Raw genomic sequence first — 11,406 nt, forward strand, 5'->3', positions numbered from 1 at the left:
ATCAGCACATGGATTTTGCCCACCTGGACCAGCAACTGCGCGACAGCCTGCAGGACCTGAAACTGAGTAACGAAGAACGGGACGAGCTGCGCCAGCTGGGCAGCGAATTGGGCAGCGACCAGGTGCGCTACCTGCGCAACCGGGCCTTTGATCTGGTGCGTGAACTGGCGCTGGCGGACAGCGCCAACGTGCTGCCGGCGCTGAAATGGCTGGAGCAAGTAGTCAAGACCCTGGACACCCACAGCGCCCCGGTACGTGACATGGCCAGCGCCCACTTCAGCCCCGGCGAGGATTGCCGGCGCAAGATCCGCGAGCTGTGCCGCCAGGCCCGCGCCTCGGTGGATATCTGCGTGTTCACCATTTCCGATGACCAACTGAGCGACGAGATTCGCGCCTGCCACCAGCGCGGCGTGGCGGTGCGGGTGATCAGCGACAGTGAAAAGCAGTTCGATGTCGGCAGCGATATCGCCGCGCTACGGGAAGCCGGCGTGCCGGTGCGGATCGACGACACGCCGTTCCACATGCACCACAAGTTCGCCCTGTTCGATGGCCGCACCTTGCTCAATGGCAGCTTCAACTGGACCCGCAGCGCCACCACCGGCAATGAGGAAAACCTGCTGGTGATCGACCACCCGCAACTGGTGGCCAGCTACCTCAAGGAGTTCAACGAGCTCTGGGAGCGCTACGCGCCTCGTTGAAGGCGGGCCAATGGGAATTGGTCGCCGAGCCGGTCAGCGGTCGGGCAGGGCGGCGGGTTTCGGGTTAGACTTGCCGCCTTTTCGCATACTCAAGAAGCCCGCACATGGCCCAGCCGTCCACCACCTATAAATTCGAACTGAACCTCACCGACCTCGACCGCGGGGTCTACGAAAGCGTCAAGCAGACCATCGCCCGCCACCCTTCGGAAACCGAAGAGCGCATGACCGTGCGTCTGCTGGCCTACGCCCTCTGGTACAACGAGCAGCTGTCGTTCGGGCGCGGCCTGTCGGAAGTGGATGAGCCGGCCCTGTGGGAAAAAAGCCTGGACGACCGCGTGCTGCACTGGATCGAAGTCGGCCAGCCGGATGCCGAGCGCCTGACCTGGTGCTCGCGCCGTACCGAGCGCACCAGCCTGCTGGCCTACGGCAGTCTGCGGGTGTGGCAGACCCGGGTGGTGGATGCGGTGAAGAACCTGAAGAACCTCAACATCGCCGGCGTGCCCCAGGACGTGCTGGAGACCCTGGCCAAGGACATGCCACGGGTGATCAAGTGGGATGTGATGATCAGCGAAGGCACCCTCTTCGTCACCGACGATCGCGGCCAGCATGAAGTGCAGCTGGAATGGTTGCTGGGCGAGCGTGGCTAAGCCTTCGCTCCCCCGTTCCTGATCGATCCACCGTATCCAAGAGAAGCTGTCGTTAGCCCATGCGTATCGAACCCCGTGAATTGCCCGCCGTCCTGCCCTTTCTCGGCGACCTGCCGCCGTTGCTGACCCGCCTCTATGCCGCCCGTGGCGTGCAGACGGTGGATGAGCTGGACAAGAGCCTGGCGCGGCTGATCCCGTTCCAGCAGCTCAAGGGCATCGATGCCGCGGTGGACCTGCTGGTGACGGCCCTGGATCAGCGCCAGCGCATCCTCATCGTCGGCGACTTCGATGCCGACGGCGCCACCGCCAGCACCGTCGGCCTGCTGGGCCTGCGCCTGCTGGGCGCGGCCCATGTCGACTACCTGGTGCCCAACCGCTTCGAATACGGCTACGGCCTGACTCCGGAAATCGTCGCGGTGGCCCTGCAGCGCCAGCCGCAGTTGCTGATCACCGTGGACAACGGCATCTCCAGCGTCGATGGCGTGGCCGCAGCCAAGGCCGCCGGGCTCAAGGTGCTGGTCACCGACCACCACTTGCCGGGCCCGGAACTGCCGGCGGCGGACGCCATCGTCAACCCCAACCAGCCGGGCTGCGAGTTTCCCAGCAAGGCCCTGGCCGGGGTCGGGGTGATCTTCTATGTGCTGATGGCGCTGCGTGCGCGCCTGCGCAGCCTGGGCCGCTACGAGAGCCGGCCGCAACCGAATATCGGCGAGCTGCTGGACCTGGTGGCCCTGGGCAGCGTGGCGGATGTGGTGCCGCTGGATGCCAACAACCGCATCCTGGTGCACCAGGGCCTGGAGCGGATTCGCGCCGGTCGCGCCCGGCCGGGGCTCAAGGCGATCCTGGAAGTGGCCAAGCGCGACCATTCGCGCATCACCTCCACCGACCTGGGGTTCATCCTCGGGCCTCGGCTGAACGCCGCCGGGCGCTTGGACGACATGAGCCTGGGCATCGAGTGCCTGCTCAGCGACGATGCGTCGGCGGCGCGGGCCATGGCCGCCCAGCTCGATGAGCTGAACCAGGACCGCAAGTCCATCGAGCAGGGCATGCAGCGCGAAGCCCTGGCCCAGCTCAAGGAGCTGCCGGTGGAATCGATGCCGTTCGGCCTGTGCCTGTTCGATGCCGATTGGCACCAGGGAGTGATCGGGATCCTCGCCTCGCGCCTGAAGGAGCGTTACCACCGGCCAACCATCGCTTTTGCCGACGCTGGCGACGGCATGCTCAAGGGCTCTGCGCGTTCGGTGCCGGGCTTCCATATCCGTGACGCCCTGGACGCGGTGGCCGCCCGTCATCCACACCTGATCAGCAAGTTCGGTGGCCACGCCATGGCCGCCGGCCTGTCGCTGCCGGAGCAGAACTTCCCGGCCTTCGCCGAGGCTTTCGATGAGGAGGTGCGGCGCCAGCTCAACGAGGAAGACCTTACCGGGCGCCTGCTGTCGGACGGCACCCTGGCCGTGGAGGAGTTCCACCTGGAACTGGCCCGCGCCCTGCGCCACGCCGGGCCTTGGGGCCAGCACTTTCCCGAGCCGATGTTCCATGGGGTGTTCGAGCTGGTGGAGCAGCGCATCGTCGGCGAACGCCACCTGAAGGTGGTGTTGCGCAGCGAATGCGGCTCGCTGAAGCTGGACGGCATCGCCTTCGGCATCGACCGCGAGGTCTGGCCCAACCCGACCATCCGCTGGGTGGAGCTGGCCTACAAGCTCGATCTCAACGAGTTCCGTGGCCAGGAATCCGTGCAACTGATGATCGCCCACATCGAGCCGCGCTGACGCACCCTGTAGCCGCTGCCGAGCCTGCGAGGTTGCGACCGGTCGCGCAGCGGCCGCCGATCGCCCGATGCCCGCTGCGCGGTCATGCGCAGCCTGCGGCAGCGGCTACACGAAGCGATGCGCGGCCAGCGCCAGGGTTTTTCGTCCCGCTAGCGATCAGGAACCCTGCTTCGGCCAATGTTGTCGTCTAGGCTGTTAGGACTGTCTGATTGGCCTTGTGACGTTTTGTCCTTTTCTCTTCCCGCGGGGGCGGGCGCTTCGATTTCGCAGTCACTCGTCGACCGTTCAAACAGATCCCTGGAGCCTGACCACTGACCGAGAGGTGCCCCATGAGTCTGCTGCTTGAACCCTATACCCTGCGTCAACTGACCTTGATCAACCGCATTGCCGTGTCGCCCATGTGCCAGTACTCGTCGGTGGACGGGCTGGCCAATGACTGGCACCTGGTGCACCTGGGCAGCCGTGCCGTGGGCGGCGCCGGGCTGGTCTTCACCGAGGCCACGGCGGTCACCGCCGACGGCCGGATCACCGCCCAGGACCTGGGGCTGTGGAACGACGAGCAGATCGAACCCTTGCGCCGCATCACCCGTTTCATCAGCGCCCAGGGGGCCGTCGCCGGCATCCAGCTGGCCCACGCCGGGCGCAAGGCCAGCACCCACCGGCCCTGGCTCGGCAAGTCCGGCAGCGTCAAGCCCGAGGACGGCGGCTGGGTCCCGGTAGGGCCGTCGCGGATCGCCTTCGACCCCCAGCACACGCCACCGACGCCACTGGACGAGCACCAGATCGCCGATGTCGTCCAGGCCTTCGTCGCCGCGGCCCAGCGCGCCCTGGAGGCCGGCTTCAAGGTGGTGGAGGTGCACGCCGCCCACGGTTATCTGCTGCACCAGTTCCTCTCGCCCCTGAGCAACCAGCGCCAGGACCGCTACGGTGGTTCGTTCGAGAACCGTATCCGCCTGGTATTGGAGGTGACCGAGGCGGTACGCCGGGTCTGGCCGCAGGAGCTGCCGCTGTTCGTGCGGGTCTCGGCCACCGACTGGGTGGAAGACGGCTGGAACCCCGACGAAACCGTGGAGCTGGCCAGGCGCCTCAAGGAGCTGGGGGTGGACCTGATCGACGTGTCGTCCGGTGGTACGGCGGCCAATGCCGAGATCCCCACCGGCCCCGGTTACCAGACGCGCTTCGCCGAGCGCGTGCGCAAGGAGTCGGGGATCGCCACCGGCACCGTGGGCATGATCACCGAGCCGGCCCAGGCCGAGCACATCCTGCGTACCTGCCAGGCGGATATCATCCTGCTGGCCCGGGAACTGCTGCGCGATCCCTACTGGCCGCTGCATGCCGACGACGATTTGGGCGGGCGCAACGCCACCTGGCCGGCGCAGTACCAGCGGGCGACCCACAGGGACCAGCCGATCCACGAATCGGACCTGCGGGACTGAGCGTTTGCAGGCAAGAAAAACCGGCCAGTCAAGGAAGTGGTAGGGGATCACCTCGCCGTTGGGGCATCAGGGGTACTTGCGTTTCTCCGGCGCCGGCGGGAAGTACTGGTACAGCCAGGTCTCGCTCAGGGTGCGGTCGTTGGTGCGGATGAACAGCCGCAGTTCCACCGGGTCCACGCTGTCGTTGGTGGGGTACCAGTCGAAGAGGATGCGGTAGCCCTTGATCTCGTCCAGCACCAGTACGCTGAAGTCCTTGACCTGGCCGTTGGAGGCGGTGACCACCGGCTCGATGCCGGTGCCCGCCGGCAGGCGATCGAGGCCGCCGCCGGTGAAGTCCACGGCGAAGCGCCGCGCCCAGACAGGCGGATAGTGTTCGCCCGGGGCCCAGCCCTCGACGAAGCCGCCCATGCCCGAACGGGTGGCGTGGACCCGCGCCAGGGGCGTGCCGACCGGCGGCAGGGCGCTCCAGTAGAGCTTGTAGCCGTAGTTCAGCGAGTCGCCGGCGGCCACCGGTTTCTTCGGCGTCCAGAAGGCCACGATGTTGTCCATGGTCTCGCCGGTGGTGGGGATCTCCAGCAGGTCGACGCTGCCTTCGCCCCAGGCGGTGGTGGGTTCGACCCACAGGCTCGGGCGACGGCTGTACCAGTCCACGGTGTCCTGGTAGCTGGCGAAGTCATGGTCGGTCTGCACCAGGCCGAAGCCTTTCGGGTCCTTGTCGGCGAAGGCGTTGAACTGCAGGGTCGCCGGGTTGTTCAGCGGCCGGCAGATCCATTCGCCGTTGCCGCGCCACATGGCCAGGCGGTCGGAGTCGTGGATCTGCGGGTGGATGGTGTCGCACATGCGCCGCTCGTGGGTGCCGCAGCTGAACATGCTGGTCATCGGTGCGATGCCCAGTTGCTCGATGGCGGTACGCGCATTGACGTGGGCATCGACCTCCATCACCACGCGCTCGGCCTGGCAGTCGATGTCGAAGCGGTAAGCACCGGTGGCGCTCGGCGAATCCAGCAGGGCATGGACCACGAAGCGGGTGCTGTCCTTGTCCGGGGTCTCGAACCAGAACTGGGTGAAGTCGGGGAACTCCTCGCGATGCTTGGCGTAGGTATCGATGGCCAGGCCCCGGGCCGAGAGGCCGTACTGGCCGGTAGCGTCCACCGCGCGGAAGTAGCTGGCGCCGAGGAACGACACCACGTCGTGTCTATCCAGCTCCGGCGCCTTGAACAGCTTGAACCCGGCGAAACCCAGGTCACCCTTGAGCTGCGAGGTATCGACGCGGGTGTTCTGGTAGTTGAACAGCGGCGGCCGGAAGTGCACCTCCCGCGACAGGTGGGTCTTGGGGTCGACGCTGTGCATGCGCACCGGCTGGCGAAAGCCCATGCCCACATGGAAGAACTGCACGTCGAGCTGGCCGTTCAGGTCATTCCACAGCGAGTGCCTGGCGTCGTACTGGATGGCGTTGAAGTCCTGCGGGGTCATCTGCGCCAAGGTCGGCGGCAGCACCTGCTTGGTGTCCACGTACGGCTTGGCGGCCAGTTGCTTGGCCTGGGCCTTGAGGCGCTCGAAGTCGAATGCCTGTGCCTCGCCATCGGCGGCGCCAGTGCCGGCCCAGGCTCGGGTAGCCAGGAGGCCGCTGGCCGAAAGGCCGGTATAGGCCGCCAGGGCCATGGACGCTTTGAGGAGATTCCTACGATGCATGGGTAAGCCTTGTACAGGGAAAGATCCGCAGCCGTTCTTGGCCGCTCGGGGGGATCGCGTGGATGAGGTCCGGCCATGCCGTTGGCCGAACCCGTCTGACCTTAAACAGATGCCGCGTAGAATAATCGGTTCGCCTGGGGCAGAAAAATGATTAGCTTGTGTCCATAGGTAACGACTTAACCAGCCCTAGGAAATTGCCCCATGCTGTGCCTGCGACCACTTGTCGAAGACGACATCGCCTTGCTCAAGACCATCGACCGTGCCGAACTCATCGATGAGTTCTACCGCCTGGAGGATGGAAGGCTGGTGCGTTATGCCCAGCATGAAGTGGTGACCGGTTGGCCAGCCGGGGAAGCCGAGCATGACGAAGTGATCTTGCAGCAGTGTTACCAGCGTGGCGGCTGGCTGCATGGGGCCTTCGACGACACCCGGCTGGTGGCGGCGGCGGTGGTGGACTGCCTGCCCATCGCCAGTGCCGGGCTGCAGCTGCGCCAGCTCAAGTTCCTGCATGTGAGCCAGGGTTGGCGCGGGCTTGGCCTGGGCCGACAATTGTTCGCCCTGGCCCGGGAGCAGGCCCTGGCCATGGGCGGCCAGGGCTTGTACGTGTCGGCCACGCCGTCGCGGCATACCGTGGATTTCTACCAGGGCCTGGGTTGCCAGTTGCTGGACGTCCCGGATCCGGAGCTGTTGCGCCTGGAGCCCGAGGACATTCACCTGTACCTGCGCCTGGCCTAAATCTGCCTGGGTTTGCCCCAGCTCGGCCAGGCGCCGATGGTCACCGCGCGCAGCAGCCATTCGCAGGGGCCGTACTGGTGATGGCGCAGCCACAGGGCGCTGAGCTGCATCTGCACCAGGTAGATGGCGATCACCACCGGCGGCAAGGCCAGCGGTGGCAAATGGTTGATCAACCCCAGCCCGTAACCGGTGAACAGCAGGCAGAGGATCAGCGATTGCAACAGGTAGTTACTCAGGGACATGCGCCCCAGGGGCGCCAGGCGCCGGCACAGGCGCTGGCCAAGGGATGAGTCGAAGGCCTTGAGCAGCAGCATGGCGTAGCTGGCCGAGAGCAAGGGCGCGGTCAACTGGCTGAGGCCATAGCCGATCAATTCCAGGCCACCACCCGGGGCATAAGCGGCCCAGTAGCCGTAGAGCAGGGCGCCGCCCAGGCCCAGGGGCAGGGTGAACGCCAGCAGCCATGGCAACCTGGGCCCGAAGCGATAGGGCGCCACCAGCAGCTCCTTGCGTCCGGCCACGTAGCCCAGCAGGAACATCGCCAGGGTGCTGGGGCCTTGCAGCAGCCACAGGGCCGAGGCGGTGTCCGACAGGTGCGAAGCGTTGTAGGCCAGGGTGTCCAGGGCACTGCCGCCCAGGGCCAGGTCCTTGAGCAGCGATTCACCGTCGGCCTTGCCTGTGTAGAGGCCGATCTCCAGCAGTTCGGCGCCCAGCAGCAGGAACATCAGCGCGCTGGCGATCACCAGCAGCAGCGCCAGCCTTGCGGCCCATTTGGCCGATAGCCCGCGCAGCGCCAGCAGGATCAAACCGAGCCAGGCATACAGCGAGAGGATCTCGCCATAGAACAGCAGCGCGCCGTGCACCAGGCCGATGACCAACAGGGCCAGTTGCCGGCGCAACATGCGTGGCACGAAGGACGCCCCCGAGCGTTCGGCGGAGCTCATCTGCAAGGTGAAACTGTAGCCGAACAGGAAGGAGAACAGCAGGTAGAACTTGGCCTCGAAGAGGACCGACACCAGCCAGCGCACCAGGTGATCGAGGGCGCTGGAATAGGCCGGGTTGCTGGTCGGCGCAGCGTAGTAGGGGTCGGCGAAGGACCAGATGTTCACCGCCAGGATGCCCAGCAGGGCGAATCCGCGCAGGGCGTCCACGTGCTGCAGGCGGGTCGGTGCCAGGCTTTCGGGTTGGGCCATGTTCAGTCTCCTTGCAGCAGATGTAGGGCCAGTTGCCTCAAGACCGGAGCCTGGGCCTGGGGAGAGAACTGTGGGTCGACGGCGATGCGGGTGAACAGCCCGTCGATCAGCGCGGCCAGCCAGGTGGCGGCCTGCTCGGCGCACAGTTGGGGCCGGGTCAGGCCTTGTGCGCTGGCCTGGCGTACCAGCGCCGCCAGGCCGTCGCGCAGCACCAGGTCGTTGTGCCGGGCGTGCCATGCGATGTCCAGGTCGCGATGGCTGAGGGCGGCGATTTCCAGGGCCAGGCCGGTGTAGTGCGGATCTTCGGCCAGTTGGCAGACGTGCTGGAGAAACCCCAGCAGGGCCGAAAGCGGTGCCTGCTCCAGCAACAACTGGTCCATGGCCTGCTGGATTTCCTGGCCTTCACGGGTGATCAACGCCAATAGCAGCGCTTGCTTGCTGGGGAAGTAGTGAAACAGGTTGCCGGCACTCATATCGGCCCGCAGGCAGATGTCCGCGGTGCGGGTGGCGGCATAGCCGCTTTCGGCGAAGCAGCGGGCAGCGGCATCGAGCAGCACGTTGCACCGGGCTTCTCGTTGCGCAAGGTTGGCGGGACGCATTCAATGGGCCTTTTAGTTAATTGAGCGGCCACTCAATTAACTCCGGCGCGCAGGTACCGGGCAATGCAATTCTTGTTAAAAAGCGTCAACGAGGCCCGGGACCGGCATCGGCCTGATCCCGGTTTCGAGGTCGTTCAGCCTTGCTGCCGGGCCGGCTCCGACAGGCACTGGACTGGCTGCTTGGGCAGTTGACCCTGGCTGGTGCTCCAGGTCAGGGGCGAGAGGCTGGGCAGGTAGTCGCGTTGCAGCGCTTGCTGGTAGCAGGCCACGGCCCGGTCCGGGTCCCTGGTGCCCCAGCGTCCGCTGGCCAGTGCGCTGCCGAGGGTGTTGTAGAGAACGCCTGCATCCAGCTTGCGCAGTGCCTGCATGACCACCGCTTCGGCCTTGATAGGGTCCTGGCAGCCTTCTTCCGGGCCATTGGCGTGCGGGTCGCAGTAGTACATGGACAGCATCAAGGCGGCCTCGGCGTCGCTCTGGGCGTAGGGCAGCAGCAACTCCTCCGGCTCCCCTGGCTTGAGTTCCGGGGCCATGCCCGAGTATCCCAGGCTCACCGCTTGTACGGCGGCATTGGCGGAACCGTGGCGGGCGGCATCCAGCAAGATGCGCTGGCCCAGTTCGAAGAAATAAGCGGTCAGCGGATACTGCTCGCGAGCACCGTAGTCCAGGAACAGCTCGGCCTTGCGTACCTGGCGCTGGACCTCGGTCTCGCCTGGCGGTGCCTTCTGGTCCAGCAGGTCGCCCATGGACCATTGCTCCACCCGGACCAGTTGCCAGCAGCTGTCCTTCTCGAAGACGAAGGCCTGGAGCACATCGCCCTGGGCGTCGTGCACCACCAGGGTCTGGTCTTCCCAGAAAGTCCGCAGGTCGCTCCGGGCCTGGGCCTGGGGGGCGAGCAGGGTCAGTTGCGGACGCTTGGCGCCGTACAGCTTGTGTCGGGTGGTGATTGCCCGGCCTCGTTCGTCATAGACCACGCGTTGCTCGACCATGGGCGAGCGGCTGAACGCTTGTTGCAACTCGGGGCTGCTGGCAAAGGCCTGGGCGAAGGTCGGCAGGTCCGCGGATGGGCATGCCACCGGTTCGGCGCGAAGGCCTTGGGCGGCGCAGGCGAGCACCAGGACCAGGGCGGCCAGGCCGTACTTGCGATCAATGGGCATGGGCCAGCTCCAGGCGCTCGAAGCGTTGGCACAGCCTTTGTGTCAGCCAGACGGCCAGCAGTGGCGGCACTGCGCTCAAGAAGCAGTAGACAGAGCCGCGTACCGGATTCTCGGGAAATAGTGCCCAGATATTGAACAGCACCAGGGCGGCCACCAGGCCCAGCTTGAACTTCCGATTGGGCAGCAGGGCCAGCAGGGCACTGACCAGGATCAGCAGGAAAAACGAGAATTGCGCCATCGGTTCCACCACCGCTGGATTGACCAGCTTGCGATACAGCGGGATGCCCCAGGCGTGGGCCAGGTAGAACAGCAGTACCGGCAGCGAGTGGACCGCCAGGCCGATGCCGATGCGGATGACTTGATCGCGGTTGCCGTGGTCGTGGTTCAGACGACGGGCTCGCTGGCGTTCCAGCGAGGCCTTGATGGGGGTATGACGGGACATGGCACGTCCTTACTGCCGGAGGTGTCTAGGAGGGCCGGTCATGGGCACCGGGGGTTCATGGCGGCGGATAGTGCCGCAACTCCAGGCGCTAATCCAGCGCGGCAAAGCGCTGCTGGCAAGACTGGGTGGACGCAACATCCAGAAGCATTATCGTCCCCTGGGACCGGGCACTTCTCTCTAGGCTTGCAGCCTCAGATGTCGACGTACACTCGTTTTTCCTGGGAGGTGGCAGATGAATACCCGTGGCTTGCTCGACCAACTCTTGAAATCGGGCCAGGAGCTTTTGCAGAACAAGGCAGGGGCGGTCCCGCAAGCCAAGCCCCAGGGCGATCCGGTGGGCCTGGGCGCCTTGCTTGGCGGCAAGACCGGCAACCTGGGCGGCTTGCTTTCCGGGGCTGGTGGCGGTGCGCTGGCCGCTGGGGCCATGGGCTTGTTGCTAGGCAACAAGAAGGCCCGCAACTTCGGCGGCAAGGCGCTGGCCTATGGTGGCCTGGCCGCGCTCGGGGTGCTGGCCTACAAGGCCTACGGCAACTGGCAGGCACAACAGGCTGGCGCACCGGGCAATGAGCCGCAGACCCTCGATCGCCTGCCGGCGCAGCAGGCCGAACAGCACAGCCAGGCGATCCTCAAGGCCCTGGTGGCGGCGGCCAAGGCCGATGGCCATGTGGATGAGCGCGAGCGGACGCTGATCGAAGGCGAGTTCAGCAAGCTGGACGATGATCCGCAGTTGCAGCGCTGGCTGCACGCCGAACTGAACAAACCGCTGGACCCGGCGGATGTGGCGCGGGCCGCCAGTACTGCGGAAATGGCCGCCGAGATGTACCTGGCCAGCCTGCTGTTGGTGGATGACCAGCACTTCATGGAAAAGGCCTACCTGGAGGAGCTGGCGCGCCAACTGCAGTTGGCACCGGGGCTCAAGGCCGAACTGGAACGGCAGGCACGCCAAGACGTGGCCTGAGGCAACGAACGGCCACGGATGGCGGTTTTGCCGAAGGAATTGCCGAAGTGCCCGTGCAGGGCGGGTGGGCCGTGCAATATCGCTAT

General features: G+C 66.0%; 11 protein-coding genes. 6 read left to right on the plus strand and 5 right to left on the minus strand.

Annotated elements, in window-relative coordinates; all coding sequences use genetic code 11:
* Positions 1-8 precede the first annotated feature (8 nt).
* The 4 genes from ACK6AU_RS12125 (at position 9) to ACK6AU_RS12140 (ending at position 4,550) form a co-directional block, all read left to right on the plus strand.
* On the plus strand, positions 9-698 hold the full coding sequence (locus ACK6AU_RS12125; protein WP_185700023.1) for a phospholipase D-like domain-containing protein: 690 nt from the start codon (positions 9-11) through the stop codon (positions 696-698).
* Positions 699-802: 104 nt separating this feature from the next.
* Positions 803-1,345: a YaeQ family protein gene (locus ACK6AU_RS12130; RefSeq protein WP_185700024.1), complete on the plus strand. Its 543-nt coding sequence runs from the start codon at positions 803-805 to the stop codon at positions 1,343-1,345.
* A 59-nt stretch (positions 1,346-1,404) separates the two neighbouring features.
* Positions 1,405-3,114 (plus strand): single-stranded-DNA-specific exonuclease RecJ, encoded by a 1,710-nt coding sequence (recJ, locus tag ACK6AU_RS12135; protein ID WP_409299468.1) that lies wholly within the window; start codon positions 1,405-1,407, stop codon positions 3,112-3,114.
* Positions 3,115-3,443: 329 nt separating this feature from the next.
* A complete protein-coding gene (locus ACK6AU_RS12140) occupies positions 3,444-4,550 on the plus strand; it encodes an NADH:flavin oxidoreductase/NADH oxidase (RefSeq protein WP_409299469.1) in 1,107 nt (368 codons plus the stop codon).
* Positions 4,551-4,616: 66 nt separating this feature from the next.
* Here the strand turns inward: ACK6AU_RS12140 and ACK6AU_RS12145 are convergent, their stop codons facing one another.
* Complete coding sequence (locus ACK6AU_RS12145; protein WP_409299470.1) at positions 4,617-6,242, minus strand: glucan biosynthesis protein D; 1,626 nt, start codon at positions 6,240-6,242, stop codon at positions 4,617-4,619.
* A gap of 201 nt (positions 6,243-6,443) precedes the next feature.
* On the opposite strand from ACK6AU_RS12145, the gene ACK6AU_RS12150 reads away from it, so the two are divergent.
* Entirely contained in the window at positions 6,444-6,977 is a 534-nt protein-coding gene (locus ACK6AU_RS12150; RefSeq protein ID WP_185700028.1) for a GNAT family N-acetyltransferase, read from the plus strand.
* On the opposite strand, the gene ACK6AU_RS12155 is transcribed toward ACK6AU_RS12150, so the two are convergent.
* The 4 genes from ACK6AU_RS12155 to ACK6AU_RS12170 all read right to left on the minus strand — a co-directional run bounded on the left by ACK6AU_RS12155 (position 6,974) and on the right by ACK6AU_RS12170 (position 10,362).
* The gene (locus ACK6AU_RS12155; RefSeq protein WP_185700029.1) at positions 6,974-8,167 is read right to left on the minus strand and encodes a DUF418 domain-containing protein; all 1,194 of its coding nucleotides are present in this window, start codon (positions 8,165-8,167) and stop codon (positions 6,974-6,976) included. The genes ACK6AU_RS12150 and ACK6AU_RS12155 overlap by 4 nt on opposite strands.
* Positions 8,168-8,169: 2 nt before the next feature.
* The gene (locus ACK6AU_RS12160; RefSeq protein WP_185700030.1) at positions 8,170-8,766 is read right to left on the minus strand and encodes a TetR/AcrR family transcriptional regulator; all 597 of its coding nucleotides are present in this window, start codon (positions 8,764-8,766) and stop codon (positions 8,170-8,172) included.
* 134 nt (positions 8,767-8,900) lie between these two features.
* A complete protein-coding gene (locus ACK6AU_RS12165) occupies positions 8,901-9,920 on the minus strand; it encodes a hypothetical protein (protein WP_409299471.1) in 1,020 nt (339 codons plus the stop codon).
* Entirely contained in the window at positions 9,910-10,362 is a 453-nt protein-coding gene (locus ACK6AU_RS12170; protein WP_260498026.1) for a hypothetical protein, read from the minus strand. Before ACK6AU_RS12170 ends, ACK6AU_RS12165 begins: the two co-directional genes overlap by 11 nt.
* 232 nt (positions 10,363-10,594) lie before the next feature.
* Between ACK6AU_RS12170 and ACK6AU_RS12175 the strand changes: the two genes are divergently transcribed.
* Positions 10,595-11,320 (plus strand): tellurite resistance TerB family protein, encoded by a 726-nt coding sequence (locus tag ACK6AU_RS12175; RefSeq protein WP_185700032.1) that lies wholly within the window; start codon positions 10,595-10,597, stop codon positions 11,318-11,320.
* Positions 11,321-11,406 lie beyond the last annotated feature (86 nt).

The organism is Pseudomonas sp. KCJK8993, assembly GCF_046230915.1.
GTDB lineage: Bacteria > Pseudomonadota > Gammaproteobacteria > Pseudomonadales > Pseudomonadaceae > Aquipseudomonas > Aquipseudomonas piscis.